This is a genomic window from Salinivibrio siamensis, from assembly GCF_001996005.1.
GTDB lineage: Bacteria > Pseudomonadota > Gammaproteobacteria > Enterobacterales > Vibrionaceae > Salinivibrio > Salinivibrio siamensis.
Map to the genome: position 1 here is coordinate 17,498 of NZ_MUFB01000011.1, position 20,400 is coordinate 37,897.

The 20,400-nt window shown below is 51.3% G+C and carries 17 protein-coding genes; 13 read left to right on the forward strand and 4 right to left on the reverse strand.

Features of this window, described 5'->3' with window-relative positions; genetic code table 11:
- Positions 1–13 precede the first annotated feature (13 nt).
- The 5 genes from BZG73_RS07400 to BZG73_RS07420 all read left to right on the forward strand — a co-directional run bounded on the left by BZG73_RS07400 (position 14) and on the right by BZG73_RS07420 (position 6,046).
- Positions 14–1,312, forward strand: a complete 1,299-nt coding sequence (locus BZG73_RS07400) for a serine hydroxymethyltransferase (protein ID WP_046075706.1) — start codon at positions 14–16, stop codon at positions 1,310–1,312.
- A 166-nt stretch (positions 1,313–1,478) separates the two neighbouring features.
- The gene (gene gcvH / locus BZG73_RS07405; RefSeq protein ID WP_074214574.1) at positions 1,479–1,856 is read left to right on the forward strand and encodes a glycine cleavage system protein GcvH; all 378 of its coding nucleotides are present in this window, start codon (positions 1,479–1,481) and stop codon (positions 1,854–1,856) included.
- A 15-nt stretch (positions 1,857–1,871) separates the two neighbouring features.
- Positions 1,872–4,736: an aminomethyl-transferring glycine dehydrogenase gene (gcvP, locus tag BZG73_RS07410; protein WP_077667995.1), complete on the forward strand. Its 2,865-nt coding sequence runs from the start codon at positions 1,872–1,874 to the stop codon at positions 4,734–4,736.
- Positions 4,737–4,969: 233 nt separating this feature from the next.
- A complete protein-coding gene (locus BZG73_RS07415; protein ID WP_131826101.1) occupies positions 4,970–5,746 on the forward strand; it encodes a substrate-binding periplasmic protein in 777 nt (258 codons plus the stop codon).
- Positions 5,747–5,872: 126 nt separating this feature from the next.
- Positions 5,873–6,046: a DUF6435 family protein gene (locus BZG73_RS07420; RefSeq protein ID WP_108743200.1), complete on the forward strand. Its 174-nt coding sequence runs from the start codon at positions 5,873–5,875 to the stop codon at positions 6,044–6,046.
- On the opposite strand, the gene BZG73_RS07425 is transcribed toward BZG73_RS07420, so the two are convergent.
- Together BZG73_RS07425 and nsrR are read right to left on the reverse strand one after the other, a co-directional pair.
- Complete coding sequence (locus BZG73_RS07425) at positions 6,043–7,854, reverse strand: ABC transporter transmembrane domain-containing protein (protein ID WP_077638358.1); 1,812 nt, start codon at positions 7,852–7,854, stop codon at positions 6,043–6,045. The two genes, BZG73_RS07420 and BZG73_RS07425, sit on opposite strands and share 4 nt — an antisense overlap.
- Positions 7,855–7,883: 29 nt before the next feature.
- Positions 7,884–8,309, reverse strand: coding sequence for a nitric oxide-sensing transcriptional repressor NsrR (nsrR, locus tag BZG73_RS07430; RefSeq protein ID WP_069360987.1), 426 nt, complete (start codon positions 8,307–8,309; stop codon positions 7,884–7,886).
- Between the two features lie 108 nt (positions 8,310–8,417).
- Here nsrR and hmpA point away from each other — a divergent pair, with 108 nt between their 5' ends.
- The 5 genes from hmpA (at position 8,418) to arfB (ending at position 13,597) form a co-directional block, all read left to right on the forward strand.
- Positions 8,418–9,602: an NO-inducible flavohemoprotein gene (gene hmpA / locus BZG73_RS07435; protein ID WP_077667997.1), complete on the forward strand. Its 1,185-nt coding sequence runs from the start codon at positions 8,418–8,420 to the stop codon at positions 9,600–9,602.
- Between the two features lie 183 nt (positions 9,603–9,785).
- Positions 9,786–10,268, forward strand: coding sequence for a DUF3015 domain-containing protein (locus BZG73_RS07440; RefSeq protein ID WP_077578440.1), 483 nt, complete (start codon positions 9,786–9,788; stop codon positions 10,266–10,268).
- A 104-nt stretch (positions 10,269–10,372) separates the two neighbouring features.
- The gene (locus BZG73_RS07445; protein ID WP_077668021.1) at positions 10,373–12,241 is read left to right on the forward strand and encodes an Lnb N-terminal periplasmic domain-containing protein; all 1,869 of its coding nucleotides are present in this window, start codon (positions 10,373–10,375) and stop codon (positions 12,239–12,241) included.
- A gap of 152 nt (positions 12,242–12,393) precedes the next feature.
- On the forward strand, positions 12,394–13,089 hold the full coding sequence (locus BZG73_RS07450) for a pirin family protein (RefSeq protein ID WP_077578442.1): 696 nt from the start codon (positions 12,394–12,396) through the stop codon (positions 13,087–13,089).
- 94 nt (positions 13,090–13,183) lie between these two features.
- The gene (gene arfB / locus BZG73_RS07455) at positions 13,184–13,597 is read left to right on the forward strand and encodes an alternative ribosome rescue aminoacyl-tRNA hydrolase ArfB (RefSeq protein WP_077520596.1); all 414 of its coding nucleotides are present in this window, start codon (positions 13,184–13,186) and stop codon (positions 13,595–13,597) included.
- Between the two features lie 161 nt (positions 13,598–13,758).
- Here arfB and edd read toward each other — a convergent pair whose 3' ends face one another.
- Positions 13,759–15,564, reverse strand: a complete 1,806-nt coding sequence (gene edd, locus BZG73_RS07460; RefSeq protein WP_077667998.1) for a phosphogluconate dehydratase — start codon at positions 15,562–15,564, stop codon at positions 13,759–13,761.
- On the reverse strand, positions 15,564–16,085 hold the full coding sequence (locus BZG73_RS07465; protein ID WP_046075696.1) for a gluconokinase: 522 nt from the start codon (positions 16,083–16,085) through the stop codon (positions 15,564–15,566). Before BZG73_RS07465 ends, edd begins: the two co-directional genes overlap by 1 nt.
- Before the next feature lie 153 nt (positions 16,086–16,238).
- Between BZG73_RS07465 and BZG73_RS07470 the strand changes: the two genes are divergently transcribed.
- The 3 genes from BZG73_RS07470 (at position 16,239) to BZG73_RS07480 (ending at position 20,319) form a co-directional block, all read left to right on the forward strand.
- Positions 16,239–17,618: a GntP family permease gene (locus tag BZG73_RS07470; RefSeq protein WP_046075695.1), complete on the forward strand. Its 1,380-nt coding sequence runs from the start codon at positions 16,239–16,241 to the stop codon at positions 17,616–17,618.
- Positions 17,619–17,628: 10 nt separating this feature from the next.
- A complete protein-coding gene (locus BZG73_RS07475) occupies positions 17,629–18,237 on the forward strand; it encodes a bifunctional 4-hydroxy-2-oxoglutarate aldolase/2-dehydro-3-deoxy-phosphogluconate aldolase (RefSeq protein WP_077667999.1) in 609 nt (202 codons plus the stop codon).
- Positions 18,238–18,393: 156 nt separating this feature from the next.
- Entirely contained in the window at positions 18,394–20,319 is a 1,926-nt protein-coding gene (locus tag BZG73_RS07480) for a RecQ family ATP-dependent DNA helicase (protein WP_077668000.1), read from the forward strand.
- Positions 20,320–20,400 lie beyond the last annotated feature (81 nt).

Sequence of the window (20,400 nt, forward strand, 5' to 3'; positions counted from 1 at the left end):
CAAGGAAAGCGCAATGAAACCGAGCTACCCGAATGTAGAATTGGAGCAGTTTTTCTCCACTAACTTATCGGAATCCGATGGCGCTGTGATGTCGGCAGTGCAGGCCGAACACAAACGTCAGCAACAACAAATCGAACTGATCGCCTCGGAGAACATCGTCTCGCAAGCCGTGATGCAAGCACAAGGCACCTGCTTAACCAATAAATACGCCGAAGGCTATCCGGGCCGCCGCTACTATGGCGGCTGCGAGCACGTTGATGAAGTTGAAGCCATCGCCCAAGCCCGCGCCAAACAGCTGTTTAGCTGTGAGTATGTCAACGTACAGCCGCATTCGGGCGCACAAGCCAACGGCGCCGTCATGCTGGCGCTACTGCAACCCGGTGACACCATTTTAGGTATGTCACTCGATGCTGGCGGCCACCTCACTCACGGCGCGCGCCCTGCTCTATCCGGTAAATGGTTTAATGCTGTGCAATACGGCGTGAGCAAAGACAGCCTAGAAATTGATTACGATGAAGTCGCAGTGCTGGCTCGTGAACATCAACCGAAGATGATCATCGCCGGGGGCAGTGCGATCCCTCGCCATATTGACTTCGCTCGTTTCCGTGCCATTGCCGATGAAGTGGGTGCCTATTTAATGGTCGACATGGCACACATTGCTGGCCTAGTGGCCACCGGCGCACACCCTTCGCCACTGCCCCATGCACATGTGGTCACCACCACTACCCACAAAACCTTACGTGGGCCGCGCGGCGGGATGATCCTCACCAATCACGAAGACATCAACAAAAAGATCAATTCAGCGGTATTCCCCGGATTGCAAGGGGGACCACTGATGCATGTGATTGCCGCCAAAGCGGTGGCATTTGGTGAGGCGCTGGAGCCTGAGTTTAAATTGTATATTGATCAAGTGGTTGCTAACGCCAAAGTCCTGGCCGAGGTTCTACAAACACGTGGCTGCGACATTGTTACAGGTGGCACCGATACCCATCTGATGCTCGTCGATCTGCGTCCAAAAGGCCTAAAAGGCAACCAAGCAGAGCAAGCGTTAGAACGCGCTGGCATCACCTGTAACAAGAACGGCATCCCTTTCGATACCGAAAAACCCATGATTACTTCAGGCGTTCGCCTTGGCACACCGGCCGGCACTAGCCGTGGCTTCGGCACTGAGGAGTTCCGCCAAATCGGAGAATGGATTGGTGATGTGCTGGACGCCTTAGTCGAAGCGCCAGAGGGCAATGCCGATATCGAGGCACGCATTCGTAAAGAGGTGCAACAGCTGTGCGCGCGCTTCCCGCTATATCGCCAATAAATGGCGGCGCGAAGCCATAAACAGTCTTGCAACGACTTAGCCAATACCATTGACACGTACGTTATTAAGACACAGGAGGCGGTATCGTCATCCACAGACCGCCTCACTTTACATTGTAAATCGCTCAACGACTGAGCAGCTCGCATTAAACGCAGGAGAGTAACAAATGGACGCGACACTAAAGTTTTCTGAAAGCCATGAGTGGGTCAAAGACAACGGCGATGGCACGGTGACCATGGGGATCACCGATCATGCCCAAGGCCTGCTGGGCGATGTCGTGTTTGTCGATCTGCCCGAGGTTGGCGACAGTACTGAAAAAGGTGAAGGCTTCTCATTGGTGGAGTCGGTGAAGGCAGCGTCTGATATCTATGCCCCGGTCGATGGCGAAGTCATTGCCGTCAATGAGGATCTTGAAGATAGCCCAGAGCTAGTTAACGAAGCGCCCTTTGAAGGAGGCTGGATTGCCAAAATTAAACTCGCTGACGACACCAATTTGGATCATCTAATGGACGCGGACGCATACACCGCCGCCATCGACGACTAATTCAGGACGACTATCATGACGCATACTCGTTTACTCGATAGCCTGGTGGCCGATAATGACTTTATCGCTCGCCACAACGGCCCAGATACTCAGCAACAAAGCGCGATGCTGGCGGCGATCAATGCCACCAGCCTCGAGCATGTGATTGAAGAAACTGTCCCTGCCGATATCCGCTTGCCACAGCCGCTAAACCTCAGCGCCCCCAAAAGCGAAACCCAGATGTTGGCGGAACTGAGCGACATTGCCGCGCAAAATACCATTAAGCGCAGCCTGATCGGCCAAGGCTATTATCACACGCATACCCCACCGCCTATTTTACGCAATGTGCTGGAAAATCCGGGTTGGTACACCGCTTATACCCCATATCAGCCCGAGATCTCGCAAGGCCGGTTAGAATCATTGCTGAACTTCCAGCAAATGGTAATGGACTTAACGGGGATGGATTTGGCCAACGCGTCGCTGCTCGACGAAGCCACTGCCGCAGCGGAAGCCATGACCCTGTGTAAGCGTGGCGGCAAGCACAAAGGCAACGCGTTTTTTGTTGCCAGTGATGTGCATCCACAAACCTTGGACGTGATTAAGACGCGCGCCAATTTCCTCGGCTATGACATCATTGTTGATCACGCGGACAAGCTAAGTCAGTACGACGTATTTGGTGCCCTGCTCCAATATCCGGGCACCACCGGTGAAGTGCGCGATCTCAGCACGCTGATTGCAGACGCACAAAGCAAGAAGACGCTGGTTGCGGTCGCCACCGATCTGCTTTCACTCACTGTGCTCAAAGCACCGGGTGAAATGGGCGCGGATGTAGTGATTGGGTCGGCACAACGCTTTGGCGTGCCCATGGGTTACGGTGGCCCACACGCCGCCTTCATGGCGACACGCGACAAGCTCAAGCGCACCATGCCCGGCCGCGTGATTGGCGTATCGGTCGATAGCAAAGGCAACCAAGCCCTGCGCATGGCGATGCAAACGCGCGAGCAACACATTCGCCGTGAAAAAGCGACCTCCAATATTTGTACCGCCCAAGCACTGCTGGCTAACATGGCCGCTTTTTATGCTGTGTATCACGGCCCTGAAGGCTTGAAGAAGATTGCCCGCCGAGTGCATCATCTCACCGCACTGTTCGCCAAATCGGTCCAAGCGGCGGGGTTGAGCCTTGCCCACGACAGCTTCTTTGATACCGTCACGCTCAACACGGGCGAGCAAACCGACCCCTTGTATCAAAAAGCACAGGATGCCGGCTTTAACTTGCGTAAATTAAATGGCCAACTGGGCGTGAGTTTCGATGAAGCGAGCACGCTGGCAGAGGTCAATCAATTGCTTACCGCGCTCACCTGTCAAGGCAATGCAGAAAGCGTGGCGAGCGATATTGAAGCCGATGAATTTGCCGCGATCCCTGCCGCATGCCGCCGCACCAGTGCATATCTAACGCACCCCGTCTTTAACCGCTATCACAGTGAAACCAAGCTGATGCGGTATATGAAGGCGTTGGAAAACAAAGACTTCTCCCTTACCCACGGTATGATCCCATTGGGCAGCTGTACCATGAAGCTGAATGCCGCGGCCGAGATGATCCCCGTCACCTGGCCAGAATTTGGTGCCCTGCACCCGTTTGTGCCACTGGCGCAAGCCAAAGGTTATCAAACACTGGGTAAATCACTGCGTGACATGCTGTGTGAAATCACCGGCTACGATGAGATCTCCATGCAGCCGAACTCAGGTGCGCAAGGGGAGTATGCGGGCTTAATCGCGATTCAGCGCTACCATGAAAGCCGTGGCGACAGTCATCGCAACGTGTGCTTGATCCCAAGCTCTGCCCACGGTACCAACCCTGCTTCCGCGGCGATGGTCTCAATGAAAGTGGTCGTAGTTGGCTGCGATGACGATGGCAACATCGACATTGACGATCTGAAAGCCAAGATCGATAAACACCGCGATGCGCTCTCGTGCATTATGATCACCTATCCATCGACACATGGTGTGTACGAAGAAACCGTGCAGCAAGTGTGCGAGCTGGTACACGAGGCTGGCGGTCAAGTTTACTTGGATGGCGCCAACATGAATGCGCAAGTGGGGCTGACCACTCCGGGCTACATTGGCTCAGACGTTTCGCACCTCAACCTGCACAAAACCTTCTGTATTCCCCACGGTGGTGGCGGACCGGGCATGGGGCCAATTGGGGTAAAATCGCACCTTGCGCCTTTCCTTCCCGGTCATGTGGAGCAAGGTGATGAATTTGCCGTGTCGGCCGCACCAATGGGCAGTGCCTCGATTCTTCCTATTTCATGGGCGTACATTGCCATGATGGGTGAACAAGGCCTAACGCGCGCGACCGAGTTAGCGATTCTCAGTGCCAACTATGTGATGGAGCGTTTGCGTCCCTACTACCCCGTGCTTTATCGCGGTAAAAACGGACGCATTGCGCACGAATGTATTATCGACATTCGCCCACTCAAAGAGGCATCCGGCATCAGCGAAGAAGACATCGCCAAACGCTTGATGGATTATGGCTTCCACGCGCCGACCATGTCATTCCCGGTCGCGGGTACTCTGATGGTTGAACCGACCGAAAGTGAAAGCCAAGAAGAATTGGATCGCTTCTGTGATGCCATGATTGCCATCCGCGAGGAAATTGCCAAGGTGCAAGACGGTGAGTGGACGCTGGAAGACAACCCATTGGTCAATGCGCCTCACACCCAAGCGGATCTGATGGCAGACGAGTGGTCTCACGCCTATTCCCGTGAGCTGGCTTGCTTCCCATCCGCCCATAACAAGGCAAGCAAATACTGGCCATCGGTCAACCGTGTCGATAATGTCTACGGCGACCGTAACCTGATTTGCTCTTGCCCTAGCATTGAAAGCTATATGGATGAGTAATCCACTAGTCACAGATAACCAAGTTAAAAACTAACTTGATAAACGAAAGGCGAGCCGCTCGGTTCGCCTTTTTTATTGCTCCATGTGTCCACCGTTGCGGTTCAACAGCCTGTAGTGACAGCCTTGGCTAATCCCGCTCTCCGCAATACCTTGCTCAGCGAAATTTTCTCCCGTCTTACTGCTTGCTGGCTAAACTTAAGGCAATACACCTTTTCACTGAGAGTGATTAAGCCTTGCTGAGTTCATGTCGACGCCCTGTTGTACGCGTGCTGTTGGTGATACTGCTGTTGGGAATGACCGGCTTGGTCCATGCGGCTACGCCAACTGTGCGTTTAGTCACGCTCGAATACCCGCCTTACATTCAAACCGCCGATGGCGCCATCGATGGTGTAGCGGTGCGGGTTGTCAGCAAAGCTTTTGCCAAGCTCGGTTATGAGGTAGAAATTGAAGTACTGCCATGGGCGCGAGCACTCTATCAGGTCCGAACTGGCTTAGCGGATGGCATATTCACCATTTTCAAAACACCTGAGCGCGAAGCGTTTCTCGATTACTCTCAGCAGGTTTTATTTCAACAAGGGATCCGCTTTGTTCATCGCCCCGATGTCAGTCTCTCTGAAGATGCGATTCAATCGTTCAATTTTGGCGCTTACTCCGTCTGCGTGATCAACCAAGTCAGTTACGGCAGCCGGATGGATGCTGCCTTGGCGCAAAATCAATTCGATCAGGTTTTCCGCCTGACTCGCGCACCACAGTGCCTTCGGATGTTGGAAAGTGGCCGAGCACGCCTGTGGCTCAGCAACCATTTTGGCGCACGCGCCCTGGTTAACCAGCTCGATATGAAGGATGTTGTCGAGATCAATCCCCATCCTATCGAAGACACCCCTAGTTACATTGCCTTTTCTAAAGCGCAAGAGTTATCAGCCCTACGTGACCAATTAGATCAAGCGTTAGCAGACATGAAAGCCACCGGAGAGTACCAAGCGATAATTGATGACTTTTTTAATGATTAATCGCTGACATTCCTGCACAAGGTTTTATCGCGCACTCACTTTGAGCCGCTAAACAAAGGCCGCTTATCATCCAAGTCCACCCTTACACCGTAATGGAGCATGTCAGTTATCAACAAAGGACGCGACATGCTCTCATTTTTAAAGCCGAATCCGGTTAAAAAGCTTAAAAAGCAGTACGAAGCTAAGCAGCAACAAGCCTTCCAGGCGCATCGCAACGGCGACATCCGTGGTTATTCACTGCTCACCGAAGAAGCAGAAAAGATTGACCAACAAATCAAAGAATTGGAAAACAACGCTTAGCCATTTGAGACATGGCTAAACTGCCGTTTTACTAAGCGTTGGTACAGAGGGCAGCGTGCCAGCAGGTCGGTATGGCTGCCTACATCAACAAGCTTGCCTTGATCCATCACGACAATGCGGTCAGCATGCTGAATGGTCGATAAGCGGTGAGCGATAATCAAGGTAGTGCGATCCCGCATTAAAGCCGCCAAGCCTTGCTGCACCGCATATTCACTTTCGCTATCAAGGGCGCTGGTGGCTTCATCGAGCAATAAAATTCGCGGGTCCTTGAGAATCGCGCGGGCAATCGCGATTCGCTGCCGTTGCCCACCCGAAAGCCGCACGCCTCGCTCACCCAAAAAGCTGTTGTAGCCGTCCGGTAATTGCTGAATAAACTCATCGGCGTGCGCTTGAATTGCCGCCTCTTTGACGGCGTGCTCACTGGCGCCTGGCCTGCCGTAGCGAATATTGCCTATTACATCATCACTAAACAGAGCGGGTTGTTGTGGCACCAGTGCCATTTGTTGGCGCAACGCTTGCGGGGGTAAGCGACGAATATCTTGCCCGCCCAGCCTAATCGCACCTGACTGCGGATCATAAAAGCGTTGCAGTAATTCAAATACGGTAGTTTTCCCCGCTCCCGACGGTCCGACTAAGGCGACGACTTCACCGGGCTGAATCACAAGGTTCAACGCATCAATCGCTGCTTGATGGGGACGCGTGGGATAATGAAAATGTACCGCTTCAAAGCGAATATCATTGCTTAATGATTGGGCATCGACACTCGGCGAGGTGGCGGGAGTTCGAATATGGCTTTGCACGTGCAACAGCTCCACCAAGCGCTCCGTCGCGCCTGCCGCGCGCTGCAACTCCCCCATCACTTCCGACAAGGTAGCCATCGAAGAGGCAACCATGATGGCGAAAAACACAAACGCGCCTAGATCCCCTGCTGACATAGTACCTTGAATCACATCGCGACCGCCAACCCACAACATGCCAGTAATGGCGCTGAACACAATCACGATCACGCCGGAAATAAGAATGGCTCGTTGTTTGACGCGCTCGCGTCCGATCTGATAGGCGCGCTCCACCTCTTGACCAAATGCGGCTTTGGCGTGATCTTCTACCGCGAAGCTTTGCACGGTTTTAATATTGGTGATGGCTTCACCGGCATAACTGCCCACATCCGCCATCGAATCTTGGCTTTGCCGCGATAACGCCCGCACACGACGACCATAGATAAGTATTGGCACCAAAATAAAAGGTACGGAGGCCAGCACAATCAAAGTCAGTTTAATATTGGTGGCAAACAGCATGATGATGGCGCCCACACACATCAGTGCACTGCGCATTGCCATGGAAAAGGAGGAGCCAATAATATTTTGCAGCAAGCTGGTGTCTGTGGTGATCCGTGACATAATTTCGCCACTGCCGTGGGTTTCAAAATAGCTCGGATGTAGGCCAATCACATGATCAAACACCGCTTGGCGAATGTCGGCACTGACCCGTTCACCCACCGATGACACCAGATAGAACCGGAAAAAGGTACCGATCGCGATCAATACCGTGATCAGCAAAATAAACTTTACCGCATTCCCCAGCTCAACCAGTGATTGCTGTGCAAAGCCTTGGTCGATCAAAAGGCGAACGCCGTGTCCGACCGAGAGCGTCAATGACGCGGTAAACACCAAGGCCAGCAATGCCGCGCTCACTTGCCAGCGATAAGGGCGAATAAACGCGATGAGTTCCCACAGAACAGTCAGATTTTTACTGTTGCGACTTGAAGCAGATGGCGTCGAGGCGGCGCGCGTTAAAGCGGAATTAGCCATAAGCTCTACTTAGTGCTGTCCTTGCACATTTAGGGGCGAGTGAGCAGTATCATTAACTCGCGATTGTCGTTGATAAGCGCATCGATGGTGCATGCATCTAACTCCTCTAAAAAGGCTTGCTTGGCTTTCGCTAAACGCTCTTTTAAACGGCACGCTGGGGTGATATGACAAAACTCAACCGAGCAATTGACGAGCTCCAACGGTTCAAGATCGCGCACCACTTGCCCCACGGTAATCGCGGTCGGCGCTTGCAGTAGACGAATCCCCCCGTTCTTCCCACGCACCGTTTGAATATACCCCAACTGCCCTAAACGGTTGATGACTTTCACCATATGATTGCGCGACACCCCAAACAAGCGTGTCACCTCAGTAATGTTGGTGAGCTCACCCTCTGGCAAGGACGCCAGAAAAATCAAGGTGCGAAGTCCGTAATCTGTAAAGCTAGTTAGTTGCATGTGCGCCTCTTGCTGCCCCGCCAAATTGTAAGTCTTCTATTGATCAAAAGATATATTTGAGATACAACTTAAAACATGCATTAAATATACATGTTTAGAGAAACGCTGATGTTAAGCCAACAAACCATTGATATTGTGAAATCAACTGCTCCTGTACTCGCCGAAACTGGCCCGAAGCTGACAAGCCACTTTTACCAAAGGCTATTCCACCATCACCCTGAACTAAAAGACATTTTTAATCTGCGCCACCAGCAAAATGGCGATCAGCGGGAAGCACTGTTTAACGCAATCTGTGCCTATGCACAGAACATCGACAACTTGCCCGYTTTACTGGGTGCGGTAGAGAAAATTGCTCACAAACACACGAGTTTGCTGGTCAAAGCCGAGCACTATCCGATTGTCGGTCAGCATTTGTTGGCCACCATTGATGAGCTACTTTCGCCGGGACAAGCCGTGCTTGATGCGTGGGCTGAGGCCTATCAAGTGCTCGCGGATGTATTTATCGCCAATGAGCGGCAGCTTTATGAAGATAGCCACGCCCAAATTGGTGGCTGGCAAGGGCAGCGAGCATTTACTTTGATTGAAAAACGTCCTGAAAGTGAGCAGGTCACCAGTTTTGTATTTGCCCCTCAAGACGGTCAGCCCGTCGCGCCTTTTACGGCCGGGCAATACATTGGCATCGTGGTCAATCATACTGGCTTTGAACATCAAGAAATTCGCCAATACAGTTTGTCACACGCGCCGAACGGCAAGCATTATCAGATCTCGGTGAAACGGGAGCCACAAGGTCAGGTCTCTAATTACTTACATGATGAGTTAGCCGTTGGTGGTACTGTGATGCTCACCCCACCGACGGGCGATCTCAAACTGAACGTGGATCCGAATACGCCCGTGGTATTAATTTCTGGCGGGGTGGGCATAACGCCAATGTTGGCGATGCTAGAAAGCCTTACCGAGCACAACGCATCTGTAACTTGGCTGCATGCTACCGAGAACGGCAAACTGCATGCTTTCAATCATCCTGTTCGCACTCTTGCGTGTCAGCACGCGCATATTCAGACGCACGTTTGGTATAACCAACCTCAACCCGCAGATACGCTTGGACAAGACTTTGATCATACTGGATGGATGGATCTCACTGCGGTTAGCGATACGTTCAGTCCCGCCACGGTGCAGGTATATCTCTGCGGCCCAGTTGGCTTTATGCGCCATATCCAAGCGCAACTTCGCGAACTTGGCGTTCCTGACGAACAGTTCCACTATGAGTGCTTTGGGCCACACAAGGCCTTGTAGCTTTCATTTTCTGTTTTTGGGTGACTAACCCCAAGTTTTATAGGGTGTAGTTGAAATTATACAAAACAGTCAATAGAATCGTCAGACCAAGTTTTTGGCATCGCTCTGTCTAATATTCTCACAGTTGAGAAAAAGATGGGGAAGAAACGCCGAATGCCAACATTTTTAATCAAAAGGATTACCATGAAAAAACTAATTGCAATCGCTGCTCTTGCAACTCTTCCTCTATCAGGCGCTGCAATGGCAGACTCTGATATCGGTTGTGGTCTGGGTACAATGGTATTTGATGGCCAACAAGGCAAAGTTTACAAAGTTCTCGGCGCCACCACTAACGGTACTTCAGGTAACCAAACCTTTGGTATCACCTTTGGTACTCTGGGCTGTGACGGTACAGGCACCATTGATTCACAGCAGAAACTGGCTATGTTCATCGACGGAAATATGGACAATCTAGCTCGTGATATCGCACGTGGTGAAGGTGAAACCTTGGCAACGCTTTCTGAAGTATGGGGCATCAAAGATGCAGACAAAGCAGCATTTAACGACGTTGCAAAGCAAAACTTTGCGTCAATCGTGACCTCAGAGCAAGTAACTTCACAGGAAGTACTCACCAACCTGAACACGGTTGTGGCTCAAAATGAGCAGCTTGCAGCGTATAAAATCTAAGTGATGTAACGCTAATAACATCCTCTCCAGCTTGGTTAGGATAGAGTACGAAAGTGCCCTACTCGGGCACTTTCATGTTTTCATATATAACTCGTTGTACTGATATGAGACTTCTCAACGCTTTCTCCTCTCTATCGTCCCCTATTAGTCTCATTATTCTCTGTTTGTTTAGCGCGCCTACTTTTGCCGAGAAAAGTGACTTCGATATTCCTACTTTAGCTAAGCACGCGTATTGGCTTAAACTTGGCCACTATTTACCTCAAACATTTTCTGGTTATGAGAGTACGATCGATTCTCAAACCTTCTTCCTTTCTCCTCACGGAAAGACGGAGCCAAAACAAGAGCTCAAGGCGACCATTGACGCGCTTTATCATGCCGACACTGCAGTGGCACAAACTACACGGTGCCGTTATCCTGCACGATATACGTGGCTCGAATCTCAAGCAGGGCGCACTGCCACACTCGATTGTCCCGAACTTGAACGCTGGAAAAAGGTGCTTGATCCTGAAGCCATGACGCTGGTGTTCCCGACAGCATTTATGAATAACCCGTCATCCATGTTCGGCCATACCCTGCTACGCATTGATGCCAAGGATCAGACCAGAAACAAAGAATTAGTCGCCTTCGCCGTCAACTTTGCTGCCGAGCCAAACGAAAGTGATAACGCTGCTTTGTATGCCGTAAAAGGCCTGTTTGGCGCCTATCCGGGACAGTTTACCGTCATGCCTTATTACCGTAAGGTACGAGAGTACAATGACATTGAGTCTCGCGATATTTGGGAGTATGCCCTTAACCTCTCCGAACAAGAGGTTAACCGGGTACTCCTGCACTTATGGGAAATGCAGCGCGCAACCTTCGATTACTACTTTCTCGATGAAAACTGCTCATACCAACTACTTGCCTTGCTACAGCTGGCCCGCGAAGAGCTGCGATTAGTCAGTGACTTTCCTTTTCAAGCCATTCCTTCAGATACGGTTAAAACGCTCGCCAATAATGATTTGATTGAAAGGCCCAACTTCCGCGCGTCATTTGGCACTAGATTGTTAAATATGTCGCAGCAGACGTCTCCAATCGTGTTTGAAGCAGCACAAAAAGCAAAAAATGGCGATTTTCCTGACCACAAACAATATCGTGCGGAGCAGCTGGCAGCTATTTATGAATTTGCGTACGAATGGCTCAATTTTGATTTCTATGATCAAGGGCTTCCTCGGGACCCTTATGCACAGCGTCTCACTAAGCTACTTGCATTACGGAGCCAAGTTAGCGCCGTCTCTCCATTTGAACCCGTCGCTAATACCAGTGTCGCACCGGACAAAGGACACGGCTCTACACGCGTAGGAATTGGCGCAAGGGCATCAAAGCATCGTCCAGATGCGTTAACACTCGAATGGCGCGCGGCTTATCATGATTTACTGGATCCTCAAGATGGCTTTGTCCCCGGCGCACAAATCAGTTTTGTCGATGTGGCAATGAGTCATGATGAAGACGGCAAGACACAGATAGATAAGCTCTATCTGATCGACGCCATGACAATCGCCCCGAAAAAGCCGGTTTTTTCTAGCCTGTCGTGGAATATTCGCGCGGGCTTTGATCGCCTACCTACTGCGCGAGAGCCATCCAGTCGTTGGTTTGCGCAAGGCGGCATCGGTCAGTCTTGGGGCGAGGCCGATGGTCTCCATGCTTACGCTCTGTGGTCCACGGCACTCTCACATGGCGATGCCAGTGATGACCAGCTAAATATTGCAACAGGGATTGAATCTGGCTTGCTTTGGCAGCTTGCTGATGACCACCGCCTCGGTTTACAAGCCCAATCTCTCCCCCTACTTAATCGTGATTCGCTGTCACATTCACAAGTGGATATGACATGGAACTGGCGTGTTACTTCGGATTGGTCTATCCGCAGTAAAGCACGCTATCAGCATTGGGAGAGCGAAGAGATGAGTGGCCATATTACTAACTACTTTTATTTCTAGCTTCATCGCTTACCATTGTCCTCATTGTCGTTCTATTTTTTAGAACAAGATGCTCAATCATACGCCGTGTTCGCACGGCGTTTTTGTTTCTACACTGCAGCTATTGTTCAGCGTCACCGCTGTTCAACATCGAATCAGTGAGGAGAAGCATTATGATTACCGTCCGTCATGCCAGCGATCGCGGTCAGGCCAACTTTGGCTGGCTACAAAGCCGCCATACTTTTTCATTTGGTAGCTATTACGATCCTCATCATATGGGTTTCTCTGCACTGCGTGTGATCAATGATGATATCGTCTCGCCCGCCGCAGGCTTTGATACCCACGGACACCGTGATATGGAAATCATCAGTCTGGTGCTGGAAGGGGAAATAGAGCACAAAGACAGTCAAGGCAACCGACAAACCCTACCGGCTGGCGAGTTCCAACTGATGTCGGCTGGGCGCGGTATTTATCATAGCGAGTATAATGCCTCATCAACCCAAGCCTTGCGCTTTCTACAAATTTGGATTGAGCCCAATGAGCAAGGCGGGGAGCCGGGTTATCAGCAAAAAGATTTTGGTAAGCAGGCTGGCTTTACCGTCATCGCGACCCCAACCGGAGAAAATGGCACCTTACGCATCAAACAAGATGCGCGTTTGCTACAGCTGATTCTACCGCCCAGTGAATCGGTTACCTTGCCTTTGGAGGCAGGACGCCATGCCTATGTACATCAAGTCGCGGGCCCGCTCGACGTTGAAACGACATCTCTGGCTCCAGGCGATGGCGCAAAGATTGAAGATATCCATCACGTAACCTTTAGCAATAAGGGCAACGAAACCAGCCAAGCACTGGTGTTTGATCTCCCCTAACGCGCAGATTCAGCCACTCTGGCCTGCCGGTCTATTTGCGCCGCAGGCCTTAGTCTGTGTACACTGCGCCCTTTCTTCATGCATGAGAGGTTGAATGCTCACTCTATCGAATAAGGTGGCAATTCCCGACAATGAGATTGAGCTCACGGCCATCCGCGCCGCAGGGAAAGGCGGGCAAAACGTCAACAAAGTATCGAGCGCCATTCATCTGCGCTTTGACATCCAAGCCTCGTCACTGCCTGATGCGTACAAAGCCCGATTAATGGCTCTGTCTGATTCGCGCATCTCCAAAGAGGGCGTCGTAGTCATAAAAGCGCAAAACTACCGCACCCAAGAGCTAAACCGAGAAGACGCGCTAGAGCGCTTACAGGCGTTGATCAAAGGCGCGATGGTAGAGCAGAAAAAACGTAAACCCACCAAACCTACCAAGGCCTCACAACGACGCCGCGTGGATGCTAAAAAACGTAAGAGCCAAACTAAAGCCCTGCGTGGAAAGGTCGCCCCTTAGCGCCTCACATTCCACGGCTAAGTCCAGGCGTTTACGAAACCATCATCTCGCTTGCTGTATCACAACCGGTAGTGTGCTGCCCTCATGATCTCGCCAAGTATTAGCCCATTTATGTGACATAACGCATCAACGAAATACACCGTGCGATGACACACTATGGCTTATGCACGCGGTGAAGGAAATAAATACGTCGCCCCCTCATCAGCGCGTGACACCTGCTGACGCGCCGCAGCAAACAAATCACGTCCCCATGTATTGGTCGCTTGGGGCGGTTCTGTCACAGGACGCAGGGATAAGTCAGCATGACAGGTCAATACGCCAGCATTGGCATCCAATGTGATCAGATCGCCATCTTTAATAACGGCCAGCGCACCGCCATGCATGGCTTCTGGACAGACGTGCAAAGCGGCAGGAACCTTACCTGACGCCCCCGATAACCGTCCATCTGTCACTAGAGCAACCTGATATCCCATCTTTTGCACATTACCAAGAATAGGCATGAGTTTATGAAGCTCTGGCATGCCATTAGCGGCTGGGCCATTGAAACGTACCACCACAACCACGTCTTGGTTGAACTCCCCTCCTTGATAGGCCTGCTCAACCTGGTGCTGACAGTCAAACACTCGCGCAGGCGCGCAAACCACGCGATGTGCGGGAGCCACCGCGGAGACTTTGATCACCGCGTTGCCCATATTGCCAGAGAGCATGCGTAATCCACTGGTTGAGCTGAAATGCGAGCCGGAAGCCGCTATAACCCCTGTGTCAGTTGATGGTGCGGCAGGTTCCCAAACAAGCTGCCCCTGGTCTAATCGTGGTGTGGTCAATTGATCGCTAAATTGGCCGACGGCAGGTAAGGTATCGTCATGTAATAACCCAAGCGCATGTAAGTGCACCATCAACGTTGGGACGCCTCCAGCGGCTTCAAAAGCATTAATATCAGCCGGGCCGTTAGGATACATTCGAGTCAATAACGGAACCACATGGGACAATGTATCAATATCTTCCCACGTCAGGATGATCCCTGCTGCTCGCGCCATGGCCACCAAATGGATGGTATGGTTGGTGCTGCCGCCTGAAGCCAGCAACGCGACCACACCATTGATGACGCTTTTTTCCGTCACCACATCGCAGAGTGGTCGGTAAGTCGCACTTCCCGCACACTGGGATGCTAACGCTGTCGCCGCATAACAAGTCAACGCGTGGCGCAACGCCGAGTTCGGGGCGACAAACGCGGCGCCGGGGAGGATTAACCCCATAGCTTCAAGCACCAGTTGATTGGTGTTAGCCGTGCCGTAGAAGGTGCAGGTCCCCGGACTGTGATAGGCCTGACATTCCATCGCAAATAATGCCTCTTTACCGACGTCACCGGCTGCATACGCTTGACGTACCGCCACTTTTTCCTCGTTGGTTGTACCTGTGGACATCGGGCCAGAGGGCACAAATAAAGTCGGTAAGTGCGCATAGGCAAGCGCGCCCATCAGTTGCCCCGGTGCAATTTTATCGCATACGCCAAGCAACAGTGTGGCATCGTAGACATTATGGCTTAACGATATCGCAGTCGCCTGCGCAATCACATCACGTGAAAACAACGACATCTCCATCCCCGGCTGACCTTGCGTCACCCCATCACACATCGCGGGCACACAGCCTGCCACTTGCGCCGTATGGCCCAAAGGCTGCAGAGCAGCTTTGATCTGATCGGGATAGTCAGCATAGGGCGCATGCGCGCTAAGCATATCGTTATAAGCGCTGATAATTGCCACATTGGCGGTGGTCATATCCAGCATGTGCTGTTTATCTTGCTGGCACGATGCGGCCACCGCATGCGCGATATTGCCACAAGACAAGCTTGCACGCGTCTTTCCCATATCGGCTTGTCTCTGAGTTTGGCGTAAAAACGCGGTGCGCGCAGACTCGCTGCGTTGGCGTAGCTCTTTAGTCACCGCTTCAACGTTAGAGTGCACCATCAAGCCACCTCTTGCTGACGAGTAATGAGACACGCTGCGTATTTTGTTAAGGATTCGATATCTCGGTTGATATCAACAGAAATCACGTCTGATTCAATCCCCGTCGGTTTTTCTAAAGCGGCAAATTGACTGTCAAGCATTTCGGTTCTCATGAAGTGGCCTTTACGCGCTCGCATACGTTCAAGAATTAACTCATAGCTACCATCTAGAAAAAGAAAAGTGACGCTCTTATTTCCCTCACGAAGCCTATCTCGGTATTGACGTCGAAGCGCAGAGCAAACGATGACACCGAATTCGTTTTTTTGCTCCAAACTAAACGCGACATCACGGAGCCGTTCGAGCCAAGGCTCTCGATCTCTATCATTGAGAGGCTGTCCCAATGCCATTTTCTCGATATTTGCGCGTGGGTGTAAATCATCACCATCGATAAACTTGGCGTCTAAGCGCTGTGCCAATTTCACGCCTAGCGTACTTTTTCCAGAACCACTCACGCCCATCACAATCACACTACCAATTGCCATACCAACTCCTTAGCGAGATTTTAACCAGATCTCATTTTTGGTCATGCATTTAATAATTGTCTTTATCTTAGTGTGGTTACCGGTAACATGTTACCGGTAACCTTTAACTTTGTGACGTTTGACACAAAACATCTTAGTCTGAAGAGGTGAGCCATGGAACTACTCGCACAAAGCCCTGAGCCAACGACTCTGCTCTTGATAGCACTGGGCGCTATCGCATTGTTATTACTACTAATAATGAAACTTAAGGTACATGCTTTTGCATCGCTGACGTTGGTCAGCTTGGCCACTGCACTCACCACCGGAATCCCGATCGATAACGTGGTGCCAACCATGATGACAGGATTTGGCAATACCCTCGCATCAGTTGCCTTACTCGTCGGGCTGGGTGCCATGATAGGCAAAATTCTCGAAGTCACCGGCGGTGCGAATGTCTTGGCCGATACGCTGATCGCTCGGTTTGGCGAAGCACGTGCCCCGTTAGCACTCGGTATTGCTTCTTTGCTCTTTGGCTTTCCTATCTTTTTCGACGCGGGGCTGATTGTAATGATGCCCATCATGTTTAGCGTCGCAAAACGCTTGGGTGGCTCACCGATAAAATACGCCTTGCCGGTTGCGGGGGCGTTTGCAGTTATGCATACCTTTGTCCCCCCACATCCCGGTCCCGTTGCAGCCTCAGATTTACTCGGCGCAGACATGGGCTTGCTCTTAGTCGTTGGGCTTCTGGTTTCGTTTCCTACTTGGTATTTGGGTAGCTACTTATTCGGACTGTATGCAGGCAAGAGGTTCAACATTCCGCTCGCAAAGGCTTTTTTAAACACTGAAGTCATGTTTAAAAGCAAAAAGGATTACCCTGCCTTTTCAACTGTGTTGATGATTTTACTGCTCCCTGTACTGCTCATTTTCCTCGATACGGGTCTGAACGCACTCAGTGTGGCTGGCATGGTCAACGGTGAACATCAATGGGTCGGCTTCTTGCGTATGCTAGGTAAAACCCCGGTCGCACTGCTGATCACCCTATTAACTTGCTTGTTGGTCTTTGGCCAAAAACTGGGCAAAAGTAAAATGGAAAAACTGTGTACCGATTCGTTAGCGCCAATTTGTGCGGTGATTTTGGTCACTGGCGCGGGCGGCATGTTTGGTGGCGTCTTGCGCGCGAGCGGTATCGGTCAAGCACTCGCCACCATGCTGTCAGACACGGGCATGCCGATAATATTGGCCGCATTTGTTATTGCTACCTGCTTGCGCGTTGCACAAGGCTCTGCCACCGTTGCTCTCACCACCACGGCCGCACTTATCGCACCCACCGTATCGCATACTGTGGGTTTATCCCAACTGGATGTGTGCTTTATTGTCATCGCGATTGCTGGTGGGGCGACCGTTTTATCGCATTTCAACGACTCGGGCTTTTGGTTGGTATCGCGCCTACTCGAAATGGATGAAAAAACCACACTTAAAACTTGGACTGTGATGGAAACCCTGCTCGGGACCATTGCGTTTGTTATCGTAGCGCTATTAAGCGTTTTACTGTAAAGGAATCCCCATGACTGAAATGAATCAACGCCTTAAGGCAATTCGCATCGTGCCAGTGATTGCGATTAATAATGCGGATGATGCTGTGCCGCTAGCAAAAACCTTGGTCGATAACGGCCTACCGTGCGCTGAAATTACCTTTCGCACTGACGCGGCCGCCCGTGCTATCCGTCTCATGCGCGATGCCTATCCCGATATGCTGATTGGTGCCGGCACGGTACTCACTGCAACCCAAGTCGACGCCGCAATTGACGCAGGCGCCGATTTTATTGTCAGCCCTGGGCTTAACCCAACCACAGTAAAACATTGCCAGCAACGCGGCATTCCTATCATCCCTGGGATCAACAACCCCAGCTTAGTCGAGCAAGCCATGGAGCTGGGGCTGGATACGTTGAAGTTTTTTCCTGCCGAAGCTTCAGGCGGCATTGCGATGTTAAAAGCATTATCTGCCGTGTATCCCGTGAGTTTTATGCCAACCGGCGGCGTGAGTGAGGCGAACGTAAGCGATTATCTCGCATTACCTTCGGTGCTTGCATGTGGTGGCACTTGGATGGTCCCTGCCAAGTTGATTGACGCGCGCAACTGGGATCACATCGCAGCATTAGTTAAGGCGTTGTAATGGTTGTCACCTCAAGCAAGGACATCTTTTCCGCTTGAAAAAGATGCTGGAGTCGCTCGCACTCGTCATCGCTTGTGCTTGCAACGTCAACGCGTCACCGATACCGTCTCTTCTCGATTTATAAAAGACGCTGGGTTAAAAACGGGGAGAGGCGGTATGTTGACCAAGGCACTTGAGCACGTTTTTGGGTTTTCATCATTTCGTGCAGGACAAGAGTCGGTGATTTCTCAGATAATGCAAGGGGAGTCGGCCTGTGCGATTTTTCCTACCGGTGCGGGTAAGTCATTGTGCTATCAACTACCAGCCACGCAACTGCCCCACTTAACCCTAGTGATTTCACCTTTGCTAGCATTAATGCATGATCAAATCGCATTTATGCGCCGTAAAGGTATTGCCGCCGCTACCATTGATTCCACACAGACTCCCGAGCAAACTAAACAAGTGATGAAGCAAATCCGCTGCGGTGATATCAAAGTCCTGATGATTTCGGTCGAGCGGTTAAACAACGAACGCTTTCGCCAATTTATTGCCCCTATCCCCATCTCTTTATTGGTCATAGATGAAGCACATTGTATCTCTGAGTGGGGACATAATTTTCGCCCCGATTACCTCAAACTCCCCGCTTATCGACAGCAATTAAATATTCCTCAGGTATTGCTTCTCACCGCTACTGCGACACCCGCGGTTGTCGAGGACATGCAAAAAAAATTCGCGATCCCAGCAAGTAACACGACATTAACCGGGTTTTATCGCTCCAACCTTTACCTGAATGTGGTCGCCGTGGAAGAGGATCAAAAACGACAAGCGCTGGTTGAGCAGTTGCAGCCTGCTCCCCTCTTACCAACTGTCATTTATGTCACCCAGCAGCAAACCGCCGAGGATGTCGCCCAGTGGCTACAAACCCAGCATATCCCCGCGACGGCTTACCATGCCGGTATGAGTCACGATACGCGTGTATCAATACAAGAAGCCTTTATGGCGGGCCGATCACCATGTATTGTCGCGACCATCGCCTTTGGTATGGGGGTCGACAAGGCTGATATCCGACGTGTCATCCATTTTGATTTGCCTAAATCGATCGAGAACTATAGCCAAGAGATTGGCCGCGCGGGACGAGATGGCCACCAGGCAACGTGCACTGTGCTCGCCAACCAATCAAGCCTGAATGTACTGGAAAATTTTATCTACGGCGATACGCCAGACAAAACGGCGATCCAGGGGCTACTGGAAGAAATAAAACAAGCCGGTCAACAATGGGAAGTCATGCTACACAGTCTATCACGGACGTATAATATACGGCTTTTGCCGCTTAAAACCTTGCTGGTTTATTTAGAAATGGCCGGTGTAATCACCAGCCAATACAGTTATTTTGCCAATGTGAAGTTCCAATGCTTTGATTCACCAGAAACCATTACAGCTAAATTTCAGGGCGAGCGGCGCGAATTTGTCGCCCAACTATTTACGTGCGCGGTCAAAGCTAAAACCTGGTACAAGATGGATTTCCAACAACTGTGGCAACGCTTTGGGGCAGAGAGAAAGCGCGCGTTAGCGGCACTGGACTATTTTCACGAGCAAGGTTGGATATCACTTGCCACCCAACAGGCCACGCAAGTCTTTTCGGTCAGTCCCCATGAGATTGATGTTCAAGCGCAGGCTGAACAATTACATAACCTTTTTGCTAAAAAGGAAGAGAGCGAACTGGCCCGCATCAACCAATTACTGGCTTTATTGGCCTCTTCAACCTGTATTAGCCAGCGCCTTGCCGACTACTTTGGCGATCACGCGGCGCCAACTACTTGTGGCCATTGTTCGGTATGCCAAGGACATATTGCTCAGCTACCCCCACGCCCTGAATTACCCGCGATCGATGTGCAGGCATTATCATCATGGTGCCAGCACTTCGCCGCCGCTTGCGATGCCACGCCAAGTCACGCGGCAACGACACGTTTTTTACTCGGGCTGTCTTCACCGCTTCATACCAAAATCAAGGCGAAGACAATACCTGGTTTTGGCGCACTTGCGTCGTATCCGTTTCAAACGGTCAACGCTCGCGTGCTCGCTGAGCACGGTGCCAAACAATAACGGATAACAATGTGGCGCATCCAGCTTAGCAACGCTCGGAGCGCCACCTCATGCCGCTGGCATTGCCACAATCGGGTGTAT